Annotated in this window: 25 protein-coding genes; 13 read left to right on the top strand and 12 right to left on the bottom strand. The window is 62.5% G+C overall.

Annotated elements, in window-relative coordinates:
* Positions 1-234: 234 nt before the first annotated feature.
* Both AC1RKI_RS28260 and AC1RKI_RS28265 read left to right on the top strand, forming a co-directional pair.
* Positions 235-588, top strand: a complete 354-nt coding sequence (locus AC1RKI_RS28260; RefSeq protein WP_227461556.1) for a hypothetical protein — start codon at positions 235-237, stop codon at positions 586-588.
* 112 nt (positions 589-700) lie between these two features.
* Positions 701-1,033, top strand: a complete 333-nt coding sequence (locus AC1RKI_RS28265; protein WP_011514862.1) for a hypothetical protein — start codon at positions 701-703, stop codon at positions 1,031-1,033.
* A gap of 62 nt (positions 1,034-1,095) precedes the next feature.
* On the opposite strand, the gene AC1RKI_RS28270 is transcribed toward AC1RKI_RS28265, so the two are convergent.
* Positions 1,096-1,464, bottom strand: coding sequence for a hypothetical protein (locus tag AC1RKI_RS28270; RefSeq protein WP_017510565.1), 369 nt, complete (start codon positions 1,462-1,464; stop codon positions 1,096-1,098).
* Positions 1,465-2,113: 649 nt separating this feature from the next.
* Here AC1RKI_RS28270 and AC1RKI_RS28275 point away from each other — a divergent pair.
* Entirely contained in the window at positions 2,114-2,728 is a 615-nt protein-coding gene (locus tag AC1RKI_RS28275) for a hypothetical protein (protein WP_017510566.1), read from the top strand.
* A gap of 469 nt (positions 2,729-3,197) precedes the next feature.
* Here the strand turns inward: AC1RKI_RS28275 and AC1RKI_RS28280 are convergent, their stop codons facing one another.
* The 7 genes from AC1RKI_RS28280 to AC1RKI_RS28310 all read right to left on the bottom strand — a co-directional run bounded on the left by AC1RKI_RS28280 (position 3,198) and on the right by AC1RKI_RS28310 (position 11,674).
* Entirely contained in the window at positions 3,198-4,322 is a 1,125-nt protein-coding gene (locus AC1RKI_RS28280) for a VIT1/CCC1 transporter family protein (protein ID WP_227461557.1), read from the bottom strand.
* A gap of 183 nt (positions 4,323-4,505) precedes the next feature.
* Positions 4,506-5,771: a TolC family protein gene (locus AC1RKI_RS28285; protein ID WP_227461558.1), complete on the bottom strand. Its 1,266-nt coding sequence runs from the start codon at positions 5,769-5,771 to the stop codon at positions 4,506-4,508.
* The gene (locus tag AC1RKI_RS28290; RefSeq protein WP_492798220.1) at positions 5,768-8,881 is read right to left on the bottom strand and encodes an efflux RND transporter permease subunit; all 3,114 of its coding nucleotides are present in this window, start codon (positions 8,879-8,881) and stop codon (positions 5,768-5,770) included. Before AC1RKI_RS28290 ends, AC1RKI_RS28285 begins: the two co-directional genes overlap by 4 nt.
* Positions 8,881-9,963 (bottom strand): efflux RND transporter periplasmic adaptor subunit, encoded by a 1,083-nt coding sequence (locus AC1RKI_RS28295; RefSeq protein WP_227461560.1) that lies wholly within the window; start codon positions 9,961-9,963, stop codon positions 8,881-8,883. The genes AC1RKI_RS28290 and AC1RKI_RS28295 overlap by 1 nt, the downstream gene beginning before the upstream one ends.
* A gap of 87 nt (positions 9,964-10,050) precedes the next feature.
* On the bottom strand, positions 10,051-10,488 hold the full coding sequence (locus AC1RKI_RS28300; protein WP_227461561.1) for a hypothetical protein: 438 nt from the start codon (positions 10,486-10,488) through the stop codon (positions 10,051-10,053).
* 837 nt (positions 10,489-11,325) lie between these two features.
* Positions 11,326-11,463, bottom strand: coding sequence for a hypothetical protein (locus AC1RKI_RS28305; protein WP_227461562.1), 138 nt, complete (start codon positions 11,461-11,463; stop codon positions 11,326-11,328).
* Positions 11,456-11,674, bottom strand: coding sequence for a YgaP family membrane protein (locus AC1RKI_RS28310; protein ID WP_227461563.1), 219 nt, complete (start codon positions 11,672-11,674; stop codon positions 11,456-11,458). Before AC1RKI_RS28310 ends, AC1RKI_RS28305 begins: the two co-directional genes overlap by 8 nt.
* Positions 11,675-11,902: 228 nt before the next feature.
* Here AC1RKI_RS28310 and AC1RKI_RS28315 point away from each other — a divergent pair, with 228 nt between their 5' ends.
* Positions 11,903-12,439, top strand: a complete 537-nt coding sequence (locus AC1RKI_RS28315; RefSeq protein ID WP_227461564.1) for a flavodoxin family protein — start codon at positions 11,903-11,905, stop codon at positions 12,437-12,439.
* Positions 12,440-12,606: 167 nt separating this feature from the next.
* On the opposite strand, the gene AC1RKI_RS28320 is transcribed toward AC1RKI_RS28315, so the two are convergent.
* Positions 12,607-13,131, bottom strand: a complete 525-nt coding sequence (locus AC1RKI_RS28320; RefSeq protein ID WP_227461565.1) for a universal stress protein — start codon at positions 13,129-13,131, stop codon at positions 12,607-12,609.
* 191 nt (positions 13,132-13,322) lie between these two features.
* Between AC1RKI_RS28320 and AC1RKI_RS28325 the strand changes: the two genes are divergently transcribed.
* The 4 genes from AC1RKI_RS28325 to AC1RKI_RS28340 all read left to right on the top strand — a co-directional run bounded on the left by AC1RKI_RS28325 (position 13,323) and on the right by AC1RKI_RS28340 (position 16,616).
* Positions 13,323-13,661: a hypothetical protein gene (locus tag AC1RKI_RS28325; RefSeq protein ID WP_251165256.1), complete on the top strand. Its 339-nt coding sequence runs from the start codon at positions 13,323-13,325 to the stop codon at positions 13,659-13,661.
* A 117-nt stretch (positions 13,662-13,778) separates the two neighbouring features.
* Positions 13,779-14,915 (top strand): PAS domain-containing sensor histidine kinase, encoded by a 1,137-nt coding sequence (locus tag AC1RKI_RS28330; protein WP_227461567.1) that lies wholly within the window; start codon positions 13,779-13,781, stop codon positions 14,913-14,915.
* A 1-nt stretch (position 14,916) separates the two neighbouring features.
* Positions 14,917-15,564: a response regulator gene (locus tag AC1RKI_RS28335; protein WP_227461568.1), complete on the top strand. Its 648-nt coding sequence runs from the start codon at positions 14,917-14,919 to the stop codon at positions 15,562-15,564.
* A 143-nt stretch (positions 15,565-15,707) separates the two neighbouring features.
* Positions 15,708-16,616: an adenine nucleotide alpha hydrolase family protein gene (locus AC1RKI_RS28340; RefSeq protein WP_227461569.1), complete on the top strand. Its 909-nt coding sequence runs from the start codon at positions 15,708-15,710 to the stop codon at positions 16,614-16,616.
* 158 nt (positions 16,617-16,774) lie between these two features.
* On the opposite strand, the gene AC1RKI_RS28345 is transcribed toward AC1RKI_RS28340, so the two are convergent.
* Entirely contained in the window at positions 16,775-17,614 is an 840-nt protein-coding gene (locus AC1RKI_RS28345; protein WP_227461570.1) for a universal stress protein, read from the bottom strand.
* Positions 17,615-17,652: 38 nt separating this feature from the next.
* Positions 17,653-18,477 (bottom strand): universal stress protein, encoded by an 825-nt coding sequence (locus AC1RKI_RS28350; protein ID WP_227461571.1) that lies wholly within the window; start codon positions 18,475-18,477, stop codon positions 17,653-17,655.
* Positions 18,478-18,658: 181 nt separating this feature from the next.
* Here AC1RKI_RS28350 and AC1RKI_RS28355 point away from each other — a divergent pair, with 181 nt between their 5' ends.
* The gene (locus AC1RKI_RS28355; RefSeq protein WP_227461572.1) at positions 18,659-19,663 is read left to right on the top strand and encodes a zinc-dependent alcohol dehydrogenase family protein; all 1,005 of its coding nucleotides are present in this window, start codon (positions 18,659-18,661) and stop codon (positions 19,661-19,663) included.
* 87 nt (positions 19,664-19,750) lie between these two features.
* Here AC1RKI_RS28355 and AC1RKI_RS28360 read toward each other — a convergent pair whose 3' ends face one another.
* Positions 19,751-20,401 carry a BON domain-containing protein gene (locus AC1RKI_RS28360; RefSeq protein ID WP_342482054.1) on the bottom strand — a complete coding sequence of 217 codons (651 nt, stop codon included), beginning with the start codon at positions 20,399-20,401 and terminating at the stop codon, positions 19,751-19,753.
* Positions 20,402-20,882: 481 nt separating this feature from the next.
* On the opposite strand from AC1RKI_RS28360, the gene AC1RKI_RS28365 reads away from it, so the two are divergent.
* From AC1RKI_RS28365 to AC1RKI_RS28380, 4 genes are all read left to right on the top strand, one after another.
* Positions 20,883-21,479, top strand: coding sequence for a helix-turn-helix domain-containing protein (locus AC1RKI_RS28365; RefSeq protein ID WP_227461574.1), 597 nt, complete (start codon positions 20,883-20,885; stop codon positions 21,477-21,479).
* A 111-nt stretch (positions 21,480-21,590) separates the two neighbouring features.
* Positions 21,591-22,664, top strand: coding sequence for an NAD(P)-dependent alcohol dehydrogenase (locus AC1RKI_RS28370; protein ID WP_227461575.1), 1,074 nt, complete (start codon positions 21,591-21,593; stop codon positions 22,662-22,664).
* A gap of 471 nt (positions 22,665-23,135) precedes the next feature.
* Positions 23,136-23,936: a tyrosine-type recombinase/integrase gene (locus AC1RKI_RS28375; RefSeq protein WP_227461576.1), complete on the top strand. Its 801-nt coding sequence runs from the start codon at positions 23,136-23,138 to the stop codon at positions 23,934-23,936.
* 189 nt (positions 23,937-24,125) lie between these two features.
* Entirely contained in the window at positions 24,126-24,497 is a 372-nt protein-coding gene (locus AC1RKI_RS28380; protein ID WP_227461577.1) for a hypothetical protein, read from the top strand.
* Positions 24,498-24,621 lie beyond the last annotated feature (124 nt).

A 24,621-nucleotide genomic window follows, 5' to 3' on the forward strand; every position in this document is an offset into this window, starting at 1 on the left:
GAGGAGCTGTGACCATGAAGCGAGGGTGGGTCAAATTTAGATGAAAACGGCGGGTCAGTATTCGATGGACATCAACACACTAACGACCTTGAAGGGGTGTTAGCGTGCTTTGTGATCGACCCTAACGACGACAGCTACTCCACCCGCATTTTCCACAGAGCGAACTTTGGTGGGCTGCTCTGCAAAGGCTTCGTTACGAGCGATGGCCCATATATCACTTGCGGAGACGGCTGGATGGACAGCACTCCGCTCGGCGTCTCGATGCTTCGGAAGTTTCAGCCCCATCCAAAGAATGGCCGCCCCCAGAAAGAGGGATGGTGGCTGGTGAAGTACTCCAGTGAGGCCAGGGTTGATCTGACGCGGTTCTCGGAAACACAGATCCAGCAGCTCAGTAAAGAGTTTGGCATCGTGGTTGCCGGTGAAGCCGAGTACGGGGACGACGAAGAGCGGTTCTTTTCCTCACCTGCCTGGTCAGCTCTGCAGGACTGGGCACGGTCACACCCTGAGTTGGCGAAAGACTTAGCCGAAGGGGCGTCCTACTTACCAGGCTGGTACCAGCGAGCAAAGCGCAAGGCGGCGTTGCACTGATCTCCGGTCAGCATTCTGGATGTACATGCGCGAGAGAGGGGTAAGGGAGGCAAGGCCACGGCCAGAGTTGATTGGTACAATCCGCCGTGAGCCTTAGCCACCTACTTTCGATATGAAACAGTTCACGTTTGAGGATGTTCTGAGTCTGACTTTCGACGAGCTTGGCGCCATAGAAGACCCCATGCAATTGGCCGCCACCGCGCAAGTCTCACCGATGCTTGTACGGTACGTCATCAGAACGGACCAACTCGAAGAGAGGTACCGCGGCGTCCGAATGCGCACCTTGCTCGGTGCAATCGACGTAGCTGCCGCGGCAGTAAAATGGCCAAACGTGGTCGGGCAGAAAGCTCTGTTGGCACAGAAGGATGCCGACGTTGATGCCTATTTGGATGAGCTACAACCGCATGTAGCCAAGGCAATCGAATTGGCGCCCAAGTACCACTGACCCATGAAAAAAGGCCCGCGACTTAGCGGGCCTTGGTTCATCAAACGGTAGGTTGCGTACGATTACTTCATCGAGGGCCAGCCCATCGGCTCGGCCTCGTTCAGCGCAACATCTGCCTCATTGACCATGGTCGTCACGACCGCAAACTGTTCCTCCGTCAACTTCTTTGCGGAAGCCAATCCGATGGCTTCCGAGTACTTGCGAGCAGCTTGCTCGCACTGCGTCTTTTGCTCGCCCAAGGTCTGAAGTTCCTCAGGGTCCGTATCGTCGTCAGAGTTGTCCAGGGCTTTATCGAAGGCGCTGGTGAGGTGACCGTCAAGGCGTGCCAGATGACGCTGGCACTTGCGGATGTGTCGTTTAACGTGGTTGACTTCGGCTCGATCTGCGAGAGCCACCGGCTCGCTAGATGAACCACCCGTGTCAGTTGTCATAATCAACTCCAGGAAAGAGACTATTGCTCTGAGCTGGCGCCAATTCAAGTTGAGAGGGTGATCAATCCTCCTGGTCGACAATCTACCCGAAGGTTACGCCGTTTGGAAGGCGGCAGATGCGTCCGGGAACCCAAGCTCTGAGCGCCGGCCCACACGGCAATCCCCGGGCTCTCCTGCCGTGCTAGATTGCAGAAATCTATAGGCCAGAGGTACAAACCATGGAAGTGGAAGGTCAAGTCCTATACGTCTACCGCTGTCCGACGTGCGGCCACCGTGGCGAAGTTCATTTCGCCGACGACTCGCATGATGCCGCTTCCCATACTTGCGCTTCGTGTGGTGGTCAGGTCTCGCTCGAGTGGGATGGCGGCGTGACGTTCGATGTTGTGCCAAAGTCCTGATCTACCTACCAAGGGCACGCCCCAAAATCCTTCACCTCCACGCCCCAAATCTGTTCCCCTTTGCGCCGGCGGTGGCGTCAAGTTGCACAGATGCGCCTTCGCCGCTAATATCTTGCGGTGGATGGCCTCCCAACCTGCCGACGGGTTAAACGGCCTGCGATACCTACGGACACTCGTCCTCGGCATGTGAATCTCCATTTCATTGTGCCCGCATGTAATCGTCGGTTGTGGGCAAGAAACGGAGTTTTCCCATGTTGCTGCTATTCCCATCCGCTCTCACTCAGAACTCAGCTGGCGAACACAAGAAGGCCGCGCGAGAGCAATTTTCTGGCATCAAATCGTCGCACTTGAGCGAAGCCATCGCGTCTGGTTTTGGCTATCAGTCCCATGCGGCTCTGCTCGCCGCGCTGGGTAGCAACGCCCGCCCGCGCAGTAATTTCTCTTTGATTGGTTTCGGGAAGCGGTTGACTGAACTCGGATACGAACGCCCAGCGGATTTCCTGGCCGACCAGGACGTGCCCTGGGCAGTTCAATGCCTGGTGTCCCTCATGATCGAGGCGGGATTTCGAGACTCTCTTGCTAGCAACAGTTCACGGATCGGCGTCACCAAGACAATTGATGCGCTCAATGTCGCCGGTTGCACCGAGTTCAATTTCAAGGCCCTAGGCCGGCAAGCGCAACAGCAACAGACCCGAGCCTTGCGCGAACTCTTCAGCACGGTTATCGAGTTGCAAGTCTCGGTGCGAGACGGCGATCGCGTATTGAGATCGCCGATTGTCCGAGAGGTAGGAATCGAGACGCCAACCAACTGCATATTGTTCTCGCTAGCGGACGTTATTGTCCGAGCGGCCCGGTTAGCAGCTTAGCGCCCTACGTGTGACGCTTGATGCACATAACGTCTATTATGTTAAATGTTATTTTCATTAAACCAATTAAACAGAGTGGGATCGAGGGTCTGCCGGTTGCCGCAAAAAATCCCCGACATCTCGCCTAACCCAATAATTCTTTAAATGGAATACGTTGTTTCTCCTGCGATGTCAGTCATCGAAATCATAGGCAAACCGGCACGAAGTGATTCCCTCATCGGTGGAAGATCTTGTCACCACCCACTGACAGCCGCCGCCGACTCAGCAGAAATGTCTCGCGAACGAAGATCAGGCGCCATCACGTTTCACGGCCAGACAACTGTGAGCCTGCCACGGACGGTCCTCACCTGCGCACCGCGCCAATGCGGCGCCATTTTCGACAAGATAAGGAGCTGCCCGCTAGACACCAATGTTCACCGCTGATTCGCCGACTTACTCCACGTCGGACACATTGCAGTCGAGGTGACAGTTACGACACTGATACACCTAAAACATGCCCAATACTGAACGTGAACGCCGCTGCCACAAGGCCTATGCAGACTTGGCGAATCGCGGAAAAGCAGGCACTTCGACCGTTGAAAAGCGAAGTAAAAACGCCAATTGCCGCCAGCGCCAAGATGCTCAACACAATACACTGAACGATTGCCATAGGCCCGGACGCCCACAGGAAAGGCATGGCGGGGAATATCGCTCCAGTCGCAAACAGGAAAAAAGATACACCAGCAGCGGACCATGGATTGCCACCGAGTTCTGTGGGATCGAGCCCAAGCTCCTCTCGGGTCAACGCGTCCAGTGCGTTGTCCTTGTTACGCATGATTTGCGATGCCACGCGCTTCGCCTCATCTCCTTCCAGTCCTTTAGCACGATAGATCAAGGCAAGCTCGCGCTCTTCCGCGTCAGGAGTATGTTCAAGCTCGTCGGCTTCCCTTGCGATTTGCGTCTGTGCAAGTTCACGCGCGTTCGTTACTGACAGCCATTCTCCTAGCGCCATCGAACAGGCTCCGGCGATCAGCCCCGCCATGGCGGTTAGCAAAATTGCCTTGTTGCCGGTACCTGCGCCGGCGACACCCATGATCAAACAGAAATTCGACACCAGTCCGTCATTGGCACCGAGCACGGCCGCGCGAAGATCGTTTACGGATGACGCACCTCTATGCCAACACTCGGCTTCAGAAATTTCGGCGCCCTTGGTTGCTTCTGGCTTCCCTGCATTCGCCAAGGCTTGTACCGTACTGGCATGACGGTGTTCGTCCTCGGACATCGCTGCGGTATCCGGGTTGCCGGCATACTTGTTTCTGTCTGCAAACTCAGCGGCTGCAAGCGCGGGCAGCACGAAACTGGCTCCGAAGACGCGCACCAGGCTTCTCATCAATATGGTTTTGATGGCCTGTCTATCTGATACGCGCTGTCCATTTGCTCCCAATTTGTCGGCCCAGACCTTTGCATGGGCCCGTTCAGATGCAGCCAGATCCCCGAATATGTGCTTGCGGCTGATGTCCCTCTCTACGTGGGCGAGCGTCTCATAGATTGCTGCGCTATGACGCTCGTCTGCCAGATGCGCACGAAACCTCTTAATTTCCTGTCTGGATGCCATGATGTCACCTGGTTCCAATAACGACTTTTTAATGCTCGTCTAACGACCCAATTATGTTGCAATTCATGCCCAAATACTTCGGCAAGGTGAACTTGTCGTTTATCAGCCAGTGAGCCTGCGTGCCACCATTAAGGACCGGCCGCGCGCCGCTAATCAATGCCGGGCGCACCTGTAATGGACCCATCAATCGTCGAAATCCCACATGCGGTGCAGATCGAGCTTGAGCCGGCTGTCCGCTTCTAGTACATCCACCGCCGCGAGACGCTCGGCCAACAACGCGTCGGCCAGACCGCGGCGCACGGGGATGAGTCCGGCCAGGCTGATTTCGCCCGCGCGGTACGCGCGCGTGGCGCGCTCCGCCGTGGTTCTCTGCAAGGCCGCAGCGTTCGCCTGCGCTTGCGCGGCGCCACGCTTTCCTTGCAGATTGCCGTACTGCACATCGAATTCCGCACCCAGGCGACGTTCTGCACCCAGCCTGCGGCGGGCGGCCGCCTCGGCATCGGCGGCCGCTGCAACCGCAGCGGAGCGGCGGAGTGCCGAGCCAAGCGGCATGGACACGCTGACGCCCAGGATGCGCTCTGCACCGCCGCGTTCCACCGTTACGAACATGCCGACGGTAGGGTCGGGTCGGCGCTCCAGATCGACTCGCTTTGCCTGTTGCTGGGATTGCATTTCCTCGGCCATCGCCAGCTTGTACTCGTGGCTGTCCTGGACGTACGCGGCGCGCAGCTGTTCTGGCGGCTCCTGAGTTAAAGGGGGCAACGGCGGCAGTGAGGCTTCGGCCGCAGGCACGGGCCGGCCGAGCCCTGGAAACCGGGCCTTCAATTCTGCCAGTGCGGCCTGCTCCGTAGCCGTGGCCATTGCCAGTGCGGCCTGCACACGTGCGTGATCGGACGCCGCCAACTCGCCGTCCAGGCGCGATGCATCGCCCACTTGAACCCGCCGCGCGGTCAGGGCGGCCAGTTCCGCCGCCGCACGAGCGTTGTCCTGCGCGGCCAGGCGGGCTTGACCTGCGCGCACGGCGGCAAACCAGAGCGCCAGAATCTGGCGCGATGCCTCGTGGCGCGCGTCCTTCACCGCTAACTGTGCCGCCTCGACGGCGGCATCGGCCAGGCGCCCGTCTGCATCAGCCTTGCCCCACAGCCGTAGCTGGCGCTCCACGGCGATCTGGCCTTCGGCATAGCGCTCCGATGGCTCTCGGACTTGGCGGCCTTGGCCGATCGCACGCGCCACGGTTTCCGCCGTGCCCGCGCGGATACCGTCGGCGCGCGCCAGCGTAGCGTCGCGCCGGGACTCGGCGGTCATCACATCGGGCGAGCTGTCAACCGCCTCGCGAACTTTGGCCTCGGCGGGCAGGTATCCCGGCGTGCCCTGGGCCTGTGCCATCGCAATCGAGACTCCCATTATGCAAGCCACCGCCAGCGCGTATCGAAATGAGTCAAATTTCATGGAGTTTCTCCTTGCCCTGCGGCTGCACGGGGCCGGGGCTTGCCGAAGCGTTCAAAGAGGAGTGGCAGTAGCAGCAGCGTGAGCGCCGTCGAGGAGACTAGGCCACCGGAGACGACGATCGCCAGCGGACGCTGGATCTCGGACCCCGGGCCGGAGGCCAGCAGCAGAGGAATCATCCCGAACGCCGTGATGCAGGCCGTCATTAGGACAGGCCGTAGCCGGCCGCGCACACCGGTGCGCACGGTCTCGGCCATGCTCAAACCGGACTCCAGCAGCGCGTTGAAGTGCGAGACCAGTACCACGCCGTTGAGGACTGCGATGCCGAGCAGCGCGATGAAACCGACCGAGGCCGGCACCGACAGGTAAGCCCCCGACAGTCGCAATGCGGCGATGCCACCCACCAACGCGAACGGGATGTTGGCAATGACCAGCGTCGCCTGGCGCACCGAGCGGAACGTCAGCATAAGCAGCAGGAATATCGCCCCTAGCGCCAGGGGAATCACCAGTGCCAAGCGTGCTGCCGCGCGCTGCTGGTTCTCGAACTGGCCGCCCCAGACGATGCGCAGCCCTTTAGGCAGCGCGCTGAGGCCAGCAACTGCTGCCTGTGCTTCCTTGACGAAGCCCGCCACGTCGCGGCCCTCGACATTGACCTGGATTACTGCGAAACGAGCGCCATCTTCGTGGTTGATCCGCACCGGCCCGTCCACGCGCTCGATGCGCGCCAGCGATGTGAGCGGCCACGCCTTGCCGTCCGGTGCCGTTATCAGGAGGCCGGCAAAGGACTCCGGCGCCTGCCGCAAGGCCGCGCCACCGCGCAGGACAAGCGGTGTTCGGACAATGCCTTCTGGTACCACGCCGATGCGGTCGCCTTCGACAAGCGCGCGCAACTGCGCCTGCAGCGCATCGCCAGAAAAGCCCGCCTGGCCGGCCGCCGCGCGGTCGAGAGAAACCTTCAGATATTGGACCCCGCTGTTGCTTGGCGCTATCACCTCGACCGCCCCGCGGATCTCCCGAATCCTTGCCGCGATTGCCTGCGCTGCCGTTTCGCTGGCGGCAAGGTCATCGCTGAAGATCTTGAGTGCCACGTCGCCACGCGTGCCGGTTAGCATCTCCGAGACGCGCATCTCGATCGGTTGCGTGAAGCTGTAGATTACCCCCGGGAAGCGCTCCATCACGCGCCGGATCGCGATGGCGATGTCTTCCTTGCCGCCGCGCCACTGTTCCTTTGGCTTGAGCACTAGAAACGTGTCCGTTTCATTCAGGCCCATCGGGTCCAAACCCAGATCGTCCGAGCCGGCCCGCGCCACGATCGAGCGGATCTCCGGCACCTCCTTAAGCAGCGCTTGCTGCACGCGCTGGTCCAGGTCGAGCGACGTCGCCAGCGAAACCGATGGCGCCTTCTGCAACTGCACGATCAGATCGCCCTCGTCCATGGTCGGCATGAAAGTCTTGCCCACCGACGCATACAGCACCACGGCCAGCGCCAGTGCCGCGCCCGCTACGCTAAATACAGTGCGGCGATGCGCTGCGCTCCAGGCCTGAAGCCGGACAAGGCTGTGCGTCACCTTGCGCATCAGCCAGGGCGGCTCCACCGCGTGCGCGAGCAGCAGCAGCGAGGCCAAGGCCGGCACTACGGTGAAGGCGATCACCACAGAAGACGCCAGCGCCAGCACGATAGTCAGTGCCACTGGCGAGAACAGCTTGCCCTCTAGGCCCTGAAGCGACAGCAACGGTAGGAACACGATGGCGATGATGGAGACACCAGCCAGCATCGGCCCCGCTACGATCGTCACTGCGTGTCGGATCACCGCGCCGTGCAACGCCGGATCGGCCTGGTGTGTCTTGGCTCGGCTAAGTGCGGTCTCGATGTTCTCGACCACCACCACGGCTGCATCCACGAGCATGCCCAGCGCTATCGCCAAGCCGCCAAGACTCATCAGGTTGGCAGTCAGGCCGACGTAGCGCATCAGCAGGAAAGTCGCCAGCATCGAAAGTGGCAGCGTGGCCGCGACCACCAGCGCGGCACGCACGCCGCCAAGGAATACATACAGCGTTACCACCACCAGCAGACTGGCCTCGACCAGCGCGCGCACCACCGTGGTAGTGGCGCGCGTCACCAGTTCGCCGCGGTTGTAGAACACATGGGTTGACATGCCCTCTGGCAACTGCGGCCCCAGCGTGTCGAGCCGCGCCTGCACCGCCTCCACCAGCTTGCGCGCGTCAGTGCCGCGCAGGCCGAGCACCAGCCCCTCGACCGCCTCGCCCTGCCCGTCCTTGCTGACAGCGCCGTTGCGGGTAGCCTCGCCCAGCCGCACGGTGGCGACGTCGCCGACCGTAATGGCGGAGGCATTCGTCGCGCCCTGCCCCGGCACGACGACAATCGCGCCAAGGTCGTCGAGCCCGCGTATGCCACCTTCCACGCGCACGACCCAGTGCTCGTCGCCGCGATCAAGCCGCCCGGCGCCGTCGTTGCGATTGTTGGTGTCCAGGGCCTGACGCAACTGATCCAGAGTCACGCCGCGAGCCCGCAGGCGTGACGGGTCTGGAATCACCTCATAGCTGCGCAACTCGCCGCCAAGGACGTTGACGTCGGCGACGCCGGGCACGGTGCGCAGCGTGGGCCGGATCACCCAGTCAAGCACGCGCCGCCGCTCGGCTAGCGAGTAACGGTCGCCCTCGACGGTGAACATAAACATTTCGCCCAGCGGCGTTGTGATCGGCGCCAGGCCTCCCACGGCGGTCGATGGGAGGTCGCGCGCGAGACCGGTCAAGCGCTCGGACACCTGCTGGCGCGCCCAGTAGACATCGACGCCTTCCTCGAAATCCACGGTCACGTCGCTGATGCCGTACTTGGACACCGAACGCACGATGGTCTTGCGAGGGATACCTAGCAGTTCCTGCTCGATGGGTGTCGAGACACGCTGTTCGACTTCCTCCGGAGTCATGCCCGGCACCTTGAGCACCACCTTGACCTGGGTAGGCGCAATATCTGGAAACGCGTCGATGGGTAGGTTCAGGTAAGCCCAAACGCCCGCGATCGCCACAACGCATGCGGCAATCAGCACCAGCGCTCGCTGGCGCAATGAAAACTCGATCAGACTGGAGAGCATTACTGTTCTCCCGCGAGCAGGCCCTTTAGCGCGCCGATGCCGGACACCGCCACCCGTGTGCCGGCCGGCAGGTTGCCGTGCACGACCGCGCTGGCCTCGTCCGTGCTGTCCACGGTAACGGCCTGGAAGCGAAAGCCTTTATCCGTCGCCACAAATACACCGGACGTGCCTTGCACGTACGCCAGCGCGGCAGCTGGAACGCGCACGCGGGATGCCCCCGCCCCGTTCGCTCCCCGCAGGGTCAGCGTCACGCCGACGCTCTCGCCGGCACGCAGGTCGCCGCGCTTGGACAGAGATGCGCGTACGCGAACGCCGGCCGTGCCATCGCCGGAGGGAGCGACGCCAATGATCGTTCCCGACGCACCTCGCTGCGGCACATTTACGCGCTCGCCGGGAGACGGCACCGGCACATCCCGGCCGACCAGCATGTCAAGTTCCAGTGCGGCGGGATCGACGATCCTGAACAGCGGCGATGCGCTGTCGACACGCATGCCCGGGACCGCGTTGACCTCCGACACGATTCCGCCACGGCTGGCGATCATCTGCGCTTCGCCACCGGGGCCTGCGAAGGTGATACCTGCCGAAGCGAGTTCCGCGCGGCGTGCTCGGGCCATGGCTGTAGCCTCTACCGCACGGGCCTGCGTGGCCTGCCAGCGGCTGGCGGCGATAATGCCGTCGTCGTAGAGCGCCCTGTCGCGTGCCAGCGATTGCTGCGCGAGGTGCGCTTGCGAGTTGGCTTCAGTGAGTGCGCGACTGGCTTCATAGAGCTGGGGGCTGGCGAAGATCGCCACGGCCTGGCCAGGGCGCACTGCCTGCCCGACCGAAACCAGCACGCGCTGGACGATGCCCGCATACGGCGCCGCGATGACATATTGCGCGTCAGTTTTGAATACAACGCGCGCGTGGGTGCCCACTTCCAGGTTCGGCGAGGCGGGGACTGGGCTGACGCGCACACCCAGCGCGCGTGCCTGTTCCGCTGACATCGACACGGCTTTTGCGGCCACCTCGGCAGCATGCAGGTCTAAAGCAAGGGCGACTGATGCAATCCAGGCACCGACTATCAGAAATCGATTGAGAGACATGGCTGTTCCACTCCACAAAAAAGACGCCGCGCGCGTCCATATCAGACGCGCGAGCGCAGATACCGGCGGTCTTGGCCGGTTGCGGGGTCATGAGAACAGCGGAGGGGCTTGGGAAGGAGGGGGGCCGTTGATGCGGTCTCGCCATCGGGGCGGCGGGGGCGGCAAACAGTACACGCGGCGCGCTGCCGCGGTGCAACACGCCATGGACGCGAGCAGCATGAAGGTCAGCGCAGATAGGCCAACAGCTGCTGCTGCCAAAATTAGCGAAGACAGATTAAGCGGTTCGATTGCAGGTTCGACGCCCACTGCAAATGGCTCGGCGCTCTTCAACCCTGTGCCGTGATCGTGCGCAATTTGCTGTCCCAGGGACGATGCTTCTTGATTGAAAAATTCTCCGTAACCAAAATGAGAATCAACCATGCCAGAGAAGGCGCTGTGCACGTGCAGGCCAGTTTGTTTCGGTGTACCGAAATGGCCGTGCAGTAGCGGGATAAGCAGCTGCGCCAACACGATGATGAGCAGCACTACCCGTAGCGAGGCGCTCGGGGTTGCACGTAACATGTGGAGATTGTAACGGATGGTGGAGTATTTTTGGGGCGACGCTGCGCGCTAAACGGGAAATTTGACATACCTTCCCCGGGTGTGACTTTTAACGCCATCCCTAATTATCGGAATCGGACAGACGCTCGATCGGCTGGCTGCATTCACGTACGCTGGTGTAGACATGTCGTCCCACTCGAATTGCGCGCTATCCGGGATAGGCGCCATCGCATAACGCTGCAAAGCGTCCGGCCATAGGATACCTGCGTGCAATCGGCTGGGAAGAAATACGCAGGCATCTGGTTGTGCCGTACGCTCTGGTAGCGCGACAAAGACGATAATCGACGAGGGGACGTTCTGAGCAATGGCCGCCGGTTCCACGACGGGCCAGCGCCGACCTGGGCAGTCATCTTTGTACTAATGCATCGAACCTCTAGACAATAGTGCGGAAAGCTGGCTGGAGAGGCGGACTAAACACTGGTGACAAAGGAAGCTGTAATGCACAAATCATCCCGAGCGGCTCTGGCCTCATGCCTGGCTACGCTCACATTCATTGCTCAGGCCGCCGAACGGACACCAGCAGGACCGAGTCCCGAGGCATTCTCTCCGCAAGGAGCGAAAACTGGCCCAAGCTTTGAAGGGAGGAAGCGCGAACTGCGAAGGAAACGGGAGGAAGAAAAGAAGCGGGAGATGCAAGAGGAGAAAGCGAAGACGCGCGGACAAAATTCGACTAAAGACCGTTCTGAGTCTATGGACATCTGCGAGCCGAATGCCTCAACACTGTCCACGGCTAAGAACGGCGGAATCGCGAGTCTTTAGTTGCTACTCCATGGCACGCAGATGGGCCTTGAACACGTCCCGGCGCGCATCGCCTAGCGTGGCCGACAACCTGAACGCGTTGCCGAGCATCGTCTGCATGACGGCGAAGAGGCGATCGTCCTGCGGGACGCGCTCAGTCACGGCGAACTCCCCGTTGGCTACTGTCGCGATGGCTGCAGGTGTTCCAGCCGAATACGCGATAGAGTGGGCAGAAGCCGAACAGCCCCGTCAACAACGGCACGAGGCCTAACCAAGCCCACGGCCCGAGCGCGCCACCCGCGGCGAGCAGGACCAGCACGATGCCGGCCACTATGCGCAGGGCGCGATCCGTATTGCCTTCGTTGCGTTCCATGATTGAAACCGCTCCATAGATTAGTGCGGGATGCTCGCCGTGATCTCGGCGGCGTTAGGCGCAACCTCGGCGCACTGCTTCGGCCACGATACAGGGCGTGGGTCAACGGTAGGAGGCGGCTCTACGGAAGGCTTGATACACATCAAGCCCACAAGCTGCTGGGCAACTAGCCTTCCGATTGACCAATGACCATCTCCAACATTGGCCCCAAGTCAACGGGAATTTGCCATGCACAACATCGCCATTGTTTTCTATTCGGCCACTGGCACCACGCGGCAAGCCGCGCAGCGCTTAGCCAATCGGCTGGACTGTCCCGTCTTCGAGATTGAGGACCCGGTGCCTCGTGTCGGCTTGCGGGGCGATCTGCGCTGCGTGATCGATAACCTGCTGCGCCGCCACGTACCCTATCGCTATACCGGCCCCGAGCTGACCGAGTGCGAAAACTTGGTCGTCATGGCGCCTGTGTGGCTTGGTCATCTAGCCGCGCCGATGCGCAGCTTCCTGACGGACCATCGGTCGTTTGGCGGCGGAATAGCCGCTGTGGCCGTGATGGCATCGCGCGGGGGCTTTCGTGCGGCCGAGGAAGTCGCCACGGCGCTCGGCCGCCCGCCGCATCCGGTGCTAGTGCTGTTGCAAAGGGAGATCGCAAGCGGCGAGGCCGAGCAGGACATCCGCGAATTTGCCGACAGCTTGTGCAGCGCGTTGTTGACGATCAGCCCGGACACCGCACCGCGGCCTGCGTGGCTGTCGCCGAACGAGGCCTGATGCCCCGTCCCGATGCCGCGGCATTGGGCCCGACTTGGCCCGATTTGCGATCGCTCTGCCCGTCCCTCTGCGTTCGGTGTGCGGGCGGAGTCACGAGAGCCGGGCGAAATCGATTCCATTGCCCGACGCCCCCGGCGTGAATGCCGTGGCCGGCGGACGACCGACTGTCACTGGCTCGCTTCTGTATGGTCTTTACGGGTGGTGTCGCCGCCGTCAGTGCTGGACATTGCCGCGCGATGATGGGTCGCCGGTTCGCGGACGAGCAGCACCGGCACAGGACTGCTCCGCGCCAATGTCTCGGCGACGCTGCCGAGCAGCACGCGCTTCAGGCCGTGACGGCCGTGCGTGCCGACCACCACGACGTCAGCGCCGCACGCATCGACATGCTTCAGTACCTGCCCGGCCACATCGCCAAGGCTCAGCACGTTGTCCATCAGGCTTTCCGAATGCCGCAGGGCCGCCTTTTCTGCAGCGGCCGCCGCGTCCGACAGCAAACTGTGGCCGAATTCGAGTAGTTCGGGCACGAGGTCGGTTCGGACGCCGTAACCGGTCTCATATTGAAGAAACGTGTAATCGATCACGTGCAGAATCTCCAGATGCGCATGGCATGCAGACGCCAGCCTGATCGCTTCATCCAGTGCCTGACGTGCGCATGCGCTGCCGTCCACCGCCACCAACACGTGCTGGTACATGATTTTCCCCTTCAAAGCCCGGGGCCGGTGCGCGCCGTGCGGCGTTGCCCGGCGCATCATCCGCCTCGCCTGCGGCGCCACAGCCCGATAGCCTGAAGGCTAGGACATGACACCGAGCCGCCCTTGACCCACCGCAAGCCGCTGCGGGTCAAGCCTGCGTGACGGGAACCGCGCAGGGCCGGATCCCACAATTGATCGTCATCAATACCTATGCCGATTGCGGGCGCGCCGACGCCGCGCCTCGGTATTGTTCTAGGCAAATAACTATTGCCATTCGTCGTGCCGCCTTTCGGAGAACACCACCCATGTTAAGCGCCCACGAAATCGCAGCGCTGATGGTTCTCGACTCCCAGGGATCAGACGCGGGCATTGAATTCACAGATCTTGTCGCGTTGGCGCGCCGCCGGCTGATCGATTTTCGCCAGACCCAGCCGACTGGACGGACCGTCTGGCTCACTCACGAAGGCCAGCAACTGCTTGGGGCAATGCTGGGCGCTACGCGCAGTGCGCCACAAGACACTCAGCTTTAGTAGATCATTCCGCCTGACAAGGGATTTCGTGTATTTTGAAGGGTACGTCCGCGTCATCGCATGACGCACGCGGCGCAGCGCCCCCGTAAATCAAGTCCAGCTTAAGACTGGCCGAACATGAATCCCGACTTGCACGACAGCGCCGAAGTGCAACTCCTGCCTGGGCAAATCGCACAGATCGCAGGAAACGAGGCATGCTTGGCCGCCATCGTGCGCTCGTCGACCGAAGCGATTGTTTCGGTCGACGAGCACCAGCATATTGTTCTGTTCAATCCCACTGCCGAGACGTTGTTCGGCCTGCCGGCGTCCGAGGCGCTGGGCAAACCGCTCGACATTCTGCTGCCGACGCGCTTTCGCGGCGTGCACGGCGATCATGTGCGCCGCTTCGGCGTCACCGGTGTGTCGGATCGTAGGATGGGCATGCAGCGCACCCTGTACGCGCTGCGCCACGACGGTACCGAGTTTCCCATCGAGGCATCGATTTCCCAGGCGGCGGACAGCCAGGGGCACAAGCTGTTTACAGTCCTGTTGCGCGATATCACGGAACGTGTCCGCGCCGAAGCGGCCCTGCGGCACTCTCGCGAGGAACTGCAGGCGCTATCCGACCGGATCCTTGAGAGCCGCGAGGAAGAAAAACGCCGCGTCGCGCGCGAATTGCACGACGACATCGGCCAGCGCCTGAGCGCGCTGAAGATGGACCTGGCGATGTTGCAGGAGGATTTGCGGCGCGAGCGCGCGTCCGCAGCATGCCTGGCGCAGGCGGACGCCATGTACGGGGGCATTGACGCTGCGATCGCGGCCGTGCGGCAGATCTCGGCCGATCTCCGTCCTGCGTTGCTGGACGAACTCGGCCTGGGCGCCGCGATGGACTGGTTGGGCAAGGATTTCAACAGGCGCTACGGCGTCACCGTCACGCTGCGCGTGCCGGACCACGTGGATGTGGCCGAACAGGAGGCCACGGCGGTGTTCCGCATCGTCCAGGAAGCGCTGAGCAATGTTGCCCATCACGCAGACGCCACACGCGTATGGGTGGAGCTTTGCGACGAGTTCGGCGAGCGCGTGCTGCGCGTGCGAGACAATGGAAAAGGCTGGGATGGCACTCCCCCCGACAGCACGCGGCGCTCGTTCGGCCTGCTGGGCATCCGCGAACGCACGCGCCTGCTGGGCGGCGAACTGACCCTGACCCATGCGCCGCAGAACGGATTCGAACTATGCGTGCGGTTTCCGGGCCGAAAGCCCGACATAAAGGGCTGACATGATTCGCGTGGTGATAGCCGATGATCATGCCGTCGTGCGCAACGGCCTGCGACATATCCTGGAACGCGAAGCGGATGTGGAGGTGGTCGGCGAAGCGTCGAAGGCGCCCGAAGTCCCGCAGATCGTGCGGGAAACCACCCCCGACGTAATCCTGCTTGACCTGTCGATGCCCGGCCGCAGCGGGCTGGAACTGGTCAAGCTGATCAAGACCGACCACGCTGGCACGCGCGTGCTGGTGCTGACCATGCACGCCGAAGAACAATACGTGGTGCGCGCGTTCCGCGCTGGCGCGGCCGGCTATCTGACCAAGGACAGCGCCGCCACGGATCTGATCGAGGCGCTTAGGAAAGTTGCGGCGGGCGGCGTCTATGTCAGCCCGGGAATGGCAGAGAAGCTGGCGCTGGGCGTGCAGGAAAAGACCAGTGCCCCGCACGCCAGCCTGTCCGATCGCGAGCTGGAGGTGTTCCGCCGCATCGTCAATGGCGAATCACTGACCGAGATTGCAGAAGCGCTGTGCGTCAGCGCCAAGACGGTAAGCACCTACAAGATGCGCCTGCTCGAAAAGCTGCAGTTGCGCAGCGATGCCGCGCTGGTAAGGTACGCCATCCAAGCCGGACTCTTCCCGGAAGACGACGCGCCGCTCTGACCACCCCCTGGCGTTCTGTTTTCATGACTGCGCCCAGGGCGAGCCGATCAATTGCAAATCCGTTGATTTTTCGCAACATCCGCGCGTCACGCTCTCCTACCTTGAAGTCACGTATGTTTTCGTGGCCGGATTCAAGGAGAGCAATGGACATCTCTACAATCATGGTTCACGTGGATGCGCGGGACGATGCGATTTCACGGTTGTCGCATGCTGTTGCGCTTGCCGCAGCATTCCGGGCGACGCTGATCGGCCTGTTGTCGCAGCATCCGAACCATTCCCCGCGCCTGACCATGCGCGCGACCGATTGCGACAGCAGCAGACAGACATTCGAAGCCGCAACCGAAGGCGCGGCGATTGCCGTGGACTGGCGCGTTGGCGAGGGCACCGCAATCGAAGCCATGCATTGCGAAGGACGGCTTGCCGACCTGATCGTAGTGAGCCAGCCGGCGCCGCCGGCCAGCCAAGCGGATGCCGATTCGCGCCGCTTTGTCGAGGCGACGATCATCGGGACGGGGCCGCCAGTGCTCGTGATTCCGGTCGGCCTGTGCGCGCCCGACGCGACATGGCCATACTCCCGCGTCATGGTGGCGTGGAGCGGCACGCGCGAATCGGCGCGCGCGCTCCGTGGTGCACTACCGATCTGCCAGCGGGCTAAGTACGTGGAAGTCGTCTCCTGCATCGCGCCCGGGCCGGGCTGGCAGCATCACGTGTCCCCGCCCAGCTACGGCGTGGCGTGGCTGGCACGGCGTGGCGTCAAGGCAGTGCTGAGCGACCTGGAGCGCGCGCCAGGTATCGGCTGCGGCCAGGCGTTGATCGACCTTGCTGCGCGGCGCAATGTCGATCTCCTGGTCTGCGGCGTGCGGGCGAGTCGCGCGCGGGACGAACGGCACTGCAGCGCGGCGGGACGGAACGGCAACCCCGATTGCGACGATATCGCCAACGATGGCGGCCTAGATGCGGACAGCAAAGACATCTGCGACAAGCCCGCGCTTACGGGAATCGGCGACACCGTACTGCGCAAATCGCCAATTCCTGCGCTTTTTTTTAGCTAATGCGATGGTTGGTCGAAGTTGAATGGATGGTGCACGGTGCGTGGGGGCATCCTATCCCCCGTACCGATCCGATGAATTACCCCGTGATTTCCCGGGCGACAACCGTGACCGGACGATGTGGCCCCAGTCAAAGGAGGCTCCGTACTCCCCGTCGTGCATTAGTGCGCGAGCAGCACTGGCACGGTCATCGACGAAAGGATGGTCTTGGTGACGCCGCCCAGCACTAGCTCCCTAAAGCGGCCGTGACCGTATGCACCCATCACGATCAGGTCGGCGCCCCAATCGGCCGCGCGGGACAGGATCAATTCACCGATTTCCAGATCGCTGACGGCCGACACGTAGTCTGTGGAGACGTCGGCGCCCACATCGCGCAGCAGGCGAATCGCAGCCGCGGCGGGTGTGGCGTCGGGGCGCAGGCTGTGCAGTGCGGCGTTGGCGTGCAGCAAGTGCACGCGGCTGCCGGCCAGCAAAGGTAAGGCATCGTGCAGCGCCCGCGCGCATTCTCTGCCCCCATCCCATGCCACCAGCACGCGTGTGCCCACGGTCTCGAAGGCGCCGGCATACGGCACCACGAGCACTGGCCGGCCGGATTCCAGGATGATCGACTCCAGAAACTGTGGCGCAACGAAGCTGTCCGCATCGCTCTCGTCGAGTTGGCCTGCCACCAGCAGACCGGCCTCCTTCGCCTCGCGTAGCATGCCCACCAGCGGCTCCCCTTCCAGGTTGCGCCACTCGGCGGATGTCGATCTTTCCCAGACCATAGATTCGAACCGCTCCCGCAGTAATTCCGATACACGCCTGCGACGGTCGCGGTCTTCTTGCAGGCACTGCGCGGCATGGTCGACGCGGTAGAACCATCGCGGGTCCGGCGCGAACGTGGCGCAGACACCCACCAGACGGCACTGCTGCCCGGCAGCGATCCGCGCGGCGAGCCTGACCCTTTCCATTGTGCGGCGGCTGCCGTCGAAATGGACAAAGACGCTTGGGTATTGCGGCATGGTGAAGCCCTCCTGCAACGGCTGATCGGCCGGTCGGTTCAGTGCGAGATAACCAGCGGGACACGCAAGTTGCGTATCAACGTGCGCGTGGTGCCGCCCATCACCAATTCGCCGATGCGCGAATGGCCGTAGCCGCCGGCCACAAGCAGGTCAGCCGATTCATCCTGCACCTTGCGGAGCAGGCATTCGGCTGCAGACGACGCCTCTTCCACGGCGAGCCTGGCCTTGACGTCATGTGCGGCGAGCCATTTGACGAGTTCGCCATCGCCGTGCTCCCGCGGCCCGTGCCGCGTGATCACCACATGGATGATGACTTGCATGGCGCGCTGCAGCAGCGGGATCGCGTCGGCCAGCGCCCGCGCCGCTTCGCGCCGGCCATTCCACGCCACCACGGCAGTTTCAATTGGGGCCAAGCGCGCACGCGGCGGCACGATTAGCAGCGGCTTGCCCGAATTGACCAGCGCATACTCGGCTGGCGACGCCATCACCGGCGGCAATTCGCGGTTTGCGCCGGGCAGCCCGGGAAGGATGATGTCGCTGGCCATGCCGCGCACGGCCAACGCCCATCCAGTCTCCTGCTCGATCACGACGTGCGAGGTGCCCGCGGTCGATGGATGCCGGACAAGCGCGTCGGCAATCGCTGCGTCGCCGGCCGCGTGAAGCCCTCGCAGCATGTCGCCGCGCATGGCCTCGTAGCGTAGAGCCTCGACCCCTTCACTGCGATACGGGTCGAGCAGCGGCCCCGTCGCGCTCAGCCCGACCACGTTGCCGTCTGACCAGTCCGCCAGCGTAAGCGCCGCATCCAGTCGCGCGTCCCGCGCCTCGTCATCCGTCAAGTCGACCAATATCGTTTTAAGTTCCATTTGCCGGACTCCTCGCGTGTCGGGATGACGACGCCTGCAATCCCAATCTAGGCGGCAAACCAGCGCGACGTTTGTGTCAGGTCAAAGGGCGGCGCACAATCGCTGCAACTATTTTTTCATGCCCAATGTTTTGGCATGGGTAGCGTCGTCGCTAGTGCGACGCGGATTCCCGGAGACCAGGATGACCGCCACGATGCAAGCCATGGTGTTCGATGGCAACGTCCCTGTTCTGGCGTTGCGGCGCGTGCCGATTCCCGTTCCCTCCGCCGGCCAAGTGCGGCTGCGCGTCAGCGCATGCGGCGTGTGCCGCACCGATCTGCATGTGATCGACGGCGAATTGCTGCATCCCAAGCCCCAACTGGTGCCTGGCCATGAAATCGTCGGGCGAATCGATGCATTGGGCCCCGGCGTCACGGGGCTTGCCGTCGGCGACCGCGTCGGCGCGCCTTGGCTCGCCCACACATGCGGCCAGTGCCGCTTCTGCACTAGCGGGCGTGAAAATCTTTGCGATGCTCCGTTGTTCCATGGCTATACCCGTGATGGCGGCTATGCCGAGTATGTGGTGGCCGACGCCGACTATTGCTTTGCGATTCCGGATGCCTATGACGATGAGCATGCCGCGCCGCTGCTGTGCGCCGGACTGATTGGATATCGGACGCTGCGCAAAGCCGGCGATGCGCGCCGCATTGGGCTCTATGGCTTTGGTGCCGCGGCGCACCTCGTCGCACAGATCGTCGTGGCGCAGGGGCGCACCGTCTATGCCTTCACCCGGCCAGGCGATCGTGCGGCCCAAGCGCTGGCCATCGAGGTCGGTGCCGACTGGGCCGGCGGCAGCGATGACCGTGCGCCGTCCATCCTGGACGCGGCGCTGATCTTCGCGCCCGATGGCGCGCTGGTTCCGACTGCGCTGGCTGCCGTCGACAAGGGCGGCGTGGTAGTGTGCGGCGGGATCCATATGAGCGATATTCCCGCGTTTCCCTATCGGCAGCTTTGGGAAGAACGCCGGCTGGTATCGGTTGCCAATCTCACGCGCGAAGACGGACGTGGCCTGATGCGGGTGGCCAACGCCACAGCGCTGCGCGTGCACACCACGCCCTATCCGCTGGAGGCCGCCAACGTCGCCCTGGACGACTTGCGCAGCGGACGTTTGACCGGCGCAGCCGTGCTGCGCATAGCGCCGGCTTGATACGGCTTTGATGTGGCCTGAGATGGGGAGCTGCTACGCCTTGATACGTGTCATATGTGCCAGCCCGATGGGCCAGCGCTCGCAAGCTTATGGCATCACGCGGATGTCATCGACCACCTTCAAGATGCCCGGCGCCATCAGCGCAGCATTGAATGCCGCCTGCCGCTCAGACAGCGAGCTGACCTGACCGGTCAGCGTCGCGATCCCGTCGGCAACCTGCACCCTGACGTGGCGTGCGTCGCGTGCGGCCTGCCGCCGGAGTGCGTCCTCGATCCGTTTTTGCACGTCAATGGCGCTTGTGCGCGGCGTGAGCACCAGCCGGTTGACGATGTTGCGCACGCCGTGGATACGCTGGATGGCGTCGACCGCGGCGCGGCGCTGGTAATCCCAGCCAACCTCGCCGGACAACACCACCACGCCGTGCTCGACCGCCACCTTCACGCCGTCCGGCACCACAGAGTTCCAGCAGAGCGCGTTTTCTACCGCCCAAGCGATGTCGGCGTCCGTGCGCTGCACGTCGCCCGACAACAACACATCCATCTCGACTGCTAGCGCACGCACGCCCGAGACGCGCCGCACGGCGCGCATGGCGCAGTGTTTGGCATGGAAAGAGCGTGGATGCCCCGTCAGTGTGACAATACCGTCCTTCACCTGGACTCCGATTTCGCGCTCATCGATTTGCGGATCCCACGCCAGTTCGTCGAGGACATCCTGTTTCAATTGGGAATCGCTTTTCATCTTGGCATCTCCAGGAAAAACGTGGCGGCCTTGGTCGTTTTTGAACTGTAGGCAGCCCGCGGCGGCCCCGCCTTGCGTTGACGCAAACCTCGGCAAGCTTGGCAGGTTGCCCCGGGCGCGCCGTTGTCAGGCAAACCTGACACAGCCAGGCGGATTGCTGACTCGCACTTCAGCCGTGGCTGATTTCAGCAACGACGAGTATGACCAATACTCCGGACATCGGAGCGGTTACTCCGACCTGAAAGCGGGCAAGCAATAAGCCGCTCACATGACTACCGGAGCGAAGGGGTAAGACATGTTGCAAGCGCTACAGATTCGGGCGGACGGCCCTCCGCTACACTTTCCCCACATCGGGACGACCGCTCTTCAGGACGTGCCACAGCCGGTCCACAGGATCGCCCCCAAGTGCTCGCGTTGCGGTCTGCGGCCGCTTTGCCTGGCTTCCGGACTCAAGGAGGAGGATCTTCCGCGCCTGGAATCCGTGGTCGGCCACTGGCGCATGGTGCGTCGCGGCGAATACATCTTCCGGGTCGGTGACCCCTTCCACAGCCTGTACACATTGCGTTCGGGATCGTTCAAGACCGTCGCGGGGCATGAACAGGGCATCGAGCACGTCTCCGGCTACATTCTTCCAGGCGAAATACTGGGACTTGGCGCCATCGGTGGAGACCAGTACGACTGCGACGCCATTGCGCTGGAAGACAGCGCAGTCTGTGTGATCTCGTTCGCGTCGCTGGAAACGCTGTGCCAGGACCTGCGCGCCGCCCAGCGCAACCTGATGCGCCTGCTTAGTCAGGAGATTGTGCGGGAGTCGCGCCAGATGGTGCTGCTGTCCGGCATGACGTCCGAGCGCCGCGTGGCCGCGTTTCTGCTCAATGTTTCCGATCGCCTTTGCGCGCGGGGCTACGCAGCACGCGCATTTACGCTGCGCATGACGCGCGAGGAAATCGGCAGCTTCCTGGGCATCAAGCTCGAAACCGTCAGCCGCACCTTCTCGCGTTTCCAGCGCGAAGGGCTGATCCGTGTGGATGGCAAGCAGATCGAACTGTTCGACATGCAGGCACTGGCGGAAATCTAGCCAGCAACACTTGAATATCGCTTTCGTGGCAGGCTCCGGCGGCGCGCGCTGCGACCTGCGCAATGTTCTATGCTTTCCCCGGGAGCGCTGTAAACCTCCGAAGGAGTCGCAATGGCCACCATGCAAGCCGCCGTATTTCTGGAACCAGGCAAGATCGCATTGCGGGAAAAGCCGATCCCCGACGTCGGGTCCGGCGATGCGCTGATTCGCATCACCACCACAACTATTTGCGGCACCGACATCCATATCCTCAAAGGCGAGTATCCGGTCCAGCCAGGGCTGACGATCGGCCACGAGCCGGTTGGTGTGATCGAAAAACTAGGCAGCAATGTTTCCGGTTATCAGGAAGGCCAGCGAGTGATTGCAGGCGCCATCTGTCCGAGCTTCCATTCCTATGCGTGCCAGGACGGGTGTGCGTCGCAGGACGGACAAGCGCACGCCCATGGCTACAAGCCAATGGGAGGTTGGCGCTTTGGCAACACCATCGATGGTACCCAGGCCGAATATGTGCTGGTGCCGGATGCCCAGGCCAACCTCGCGCCGATCCCGGCGGGGCTGTCCGACGACCAGGTGCTGATGTGCCCGGACATCATGTCCACCGGGTTCGCCGGCGCAGAACACGCGAATATCAAGATCGGCGACATCGTCGCTGTGTTCGCACAGGGGCCGATTGGACTGTGCGCGACGGCTGGCGCCCGATTGCGCGGTGCCTCGACGATTATCGTGATTGACGGGCTCGACGAACGCCTGGCGATTGCGCGGCATATGGGCGCGGATGCCACCCTCAATTTCCGGCAATGCGATGTGGTCGACGAAATCCTTCGTCTGACCGGCGGCCGCGGCGTCGATGCCTCCATTGAAGCGCTGGGCACGCAAGCGACGTTCGAGGCCGCGCTGCGGGTGCTGAAGCCCGGCGGCACGCTTTCGAGCCTCGGCGTGTACTCGAGCGACCTGCATATTCCGCTCGGCGCATTCGCCGCCGGTCTCGGCGACCATCACATCGTCACGTCGCTCTGCCCGGGCGGAAAGGAACGCATGCGCCGGCTGATGGGTGTGATCGAAACCGGCCGCGTCGACTTGTCGCATCTCGTCACCCATCGTTTCAAGTTGTCCGAGATCGAAGCGGCCTATGACATGTTCGGCCACCAGCGTGACGGCGTGCTGAAAGTGGCCATCAACCCCTGATCGCTCCATTTCTTCGCGGCGGTCGGGATACCTGCCATCCCTCAGCGGGGTTTCTCGGCGGTCGAAATGGCCATGCCGTGCAGCCATCCTTCCGCCCAAAGGCAGATCGCTGAAACAATGGCACGCTAAGGCCTACAGCAAGTTATAAGGCGCGTTCGGCGATCAGGGGCGCCCGGGCCGCGGTTATGGGAATCACCAAGTGCGCATGCGGGACGACAGAGCCGTCCTTCGCTGACCTCTTGAACCAACTGACGCGTGCCTCTCTGAGGCTGGACTTCCTGTACTTGCGAGTAGGTAGCGTCGCGCAGCGACGATAGGTTGTAGGATCAGCCATAATTCAGTATATAAATATATATGGACAAACTTTGGTTCTCTGATCCCCGACAAGCGTATGCTGATTGGCAAGTCCGCGAAGCCGCTGGTTCGGACCTGCGACCTTTCGCTGAGCGATCCATCGTCCAACATCGGGCGATGTTCGACAGATTCCACCGATACCTCGTGGCCCGCGGCGCTACTGTGGCGACCTTCGGTGCCGATGTTCTCGATGGCTTCTGGCGCGACGGCGATGCCGCAAACTACTCGCCTGCGACGCGCATGCGCTATCTCAAGCTCATTGATCGCCTCTGCAGGCATCTGGTGGCCGTTGGCGTCCGGGACGCCAACCCTGCCAGCGAACTCGTCCTCGGTCAGCACTGGCCTGTCGATGATCCCGAAGTTCTGTTCCTGCCCGAGGACGTCGACCGAGACCTGCAAGAGTTCGTACGGCCACAGCCCTCCGACGAACCGGCCGCCTTGCAGAAACGGGCGATCGTCGCGATGTTTCTCGGCACCGGGGTCACGGCAAGCGAAGGCCGCGCGGCGCGGATGCAGGACATGAATCCGCACGCATCACCGCCCTATCTCCACGTGCCGGCGCGCCCGCCCAAACGATCCCGCACCATCCATCTGGAGCCATTTGCAATAGCAACGCTGGGCTCTTGGCTCGTCGAGCGCCGCGCTTGGCCAGCCGAAGGCGATCTCCTGTTTTCGCTCAAGCGGGCGGGCACGCCGGTCACCGACATGAGCCTCGGCAAGATCGTGCGTGAGGCTTTTGCCGCTATTGGTTACGAGGCTGAAGACATGGGCCCTCGGATCCTGCGAAACACCTACTGCCGCCGGCTGTTGATTGGCGGCGTTGCTCCCGAGGAAGTTACAGAGCGGCTAGGCCTGGCCAGCAACAGGACTGTTGATCGAATCGCCGCCACAATTGACACGCCCGAAAGCCCGGATTGATCCCTTCTTTAGCCTGGAGGCCGTCCGTCACCTCTGAGGCCACGCAGGACAGCCAACACTTTGGCCCGGTTCTCCTAATCTAAGCGTGGAAGGCATCTCCGGGCCCGTGGATCCCGGCCGCTTTAGTGCGGGCGATGCTTTCGCGTGGAGGTCAACAGAGGAAAGATGCGCAGAGGTGCGGCGGTGTACATGAAGCGTTTCTTTGTGCTAACTACCGTGTGCGGGCTAATCGTTGCCTGCGTATCGACGGGCGTCGACATCCGGTCGGCGCAACTGGAGAGCTTTGTCCTGGGTTTCTCCACTCTGGATGATGTAGTGGCGCAACTTGGCAGCCCCACGTCGCAGGTAAAGCTAAGTAGCGGTGCAACCATACTGCTGTATTCGTTCGCGTCATCCCACACGCACCCGGAAAGCTTCCTCCCGATCATTGGTCCCCTGTTTGCGGGAGGTAATATCCAATCGTCGACAGCGCTGCTTGAATTTGACGAGAACGACGTGCTCAGAAGCGCTCGCCGAACAACGTCAACGGGTGCCTCGGGACTAACCGTACTCCCTCCCTAGCGATTGCCGCGTCGGTCGCCCCTGAGGCGAAGCCCTTTTGAGGTGGGTTGGCCGCCATGAGCGTGCCACCGGTCAGCGTGTCTGCACCGACCACGGCCCAAGCGCAGCGGATCTGAAACGCGAA

The sequence above is a fragment of the Cupriavidus sp. GW822-FHT06G04 genome (genome assembly GCF_058799075.1).